Here is an 843-nt window from a genome sequence, read left to right on the forward strand (position 1 = left end):
GGTGGCGCGGAACGGGCGCGCGGTGCGCAGGCGGTCGGGGTGGACGTCGGTGACGACGACCGGGGCCGCGCCGGCGTCCGCGGCGAGCGCCGTGGCGGCCAGGCCGAGCATGCCCGCCACGACGACGAGCACCCGCCGGCCCGCGAGGTCGCCGGCCGCCTCCGCCGCCGCGACCACCGTGGCGGTGGCGCACCCGGCGGGGGCGGCCACGGCGTCGGCCATGCCGTCGTGCACGACCGCGATCGCGGCCCCGCCCGGTAGCAGCACGTGCTCGGCGTAGGTCCCCGACAGCGGCCAGGACCCGTCGAACCGCTCGTGGCCGACCTTGCGCAGCTCCCGGCACTTGGCGGTCCGGCCGGACCGGCACCGGTCGCACGCACCGCACGCGACCGTCACCCCCCACACGACGCGGTCGCCGGGGCGCACCGGGTCGCCGAGGACGGTGCGCGCTGCCCCGCCGACGGCCACGACGTCGCCGACGGCCTCGTGCCCGAGCACGCTGGGGCTGGCGCCCGGGCGGCGCCCGGACACGGTGTGCCGGTCGCTGCCGCACACCGCCGCCAGCCGCACCCGCACCAGCACGTCCCCCGGTGCCAGGTCCGGGACGGGGACCGCCGCGACCGCGACGTCGGTCCCGCCGCGCCAGAGCGCGACGCGGGTAGTCGCCGGCGGCGCGGCGAGGACGGCGGTCACCGGCCCACGCGGGCGCGGGCCCAGGACGAGAACCGGTCGACGGCCCAGACCAGCAGCAGCACCATGACGATGTAGGTGAGCATCTCGTCGAACTGGAACATCTTGATCGCCTTGGTGATGAGGAACCCGATGCCGCCGGCGTTGAACACC

At 77.9% G+C, this 843-nt stretch carries 1 protein-coding gene; it reads right to left on the reverse strand.

The genetic code is table 11. The annotated features are described in order from the left end of the window. On the reverse strand, nucleotides 1–693 hold a 693-nt coding region (locus KVT14_RS20040), incomplete at its 3' end, for an alcohol dehydrogenase catalytic domain-containing protein (protein ID WP_217617268.1). Between the last annotated feature and the right edge of the window lie 150 nt (nucleotides 694–843).

The organism is Cellulomonas sp. GbtcB1 (assembly GCF_019091725.1).
Classification (GTDB): Bacteria; Actinomycetota; Actinomycetes; order Actinomycetales; family Cellulomonadaceae; genus Cellulomonas.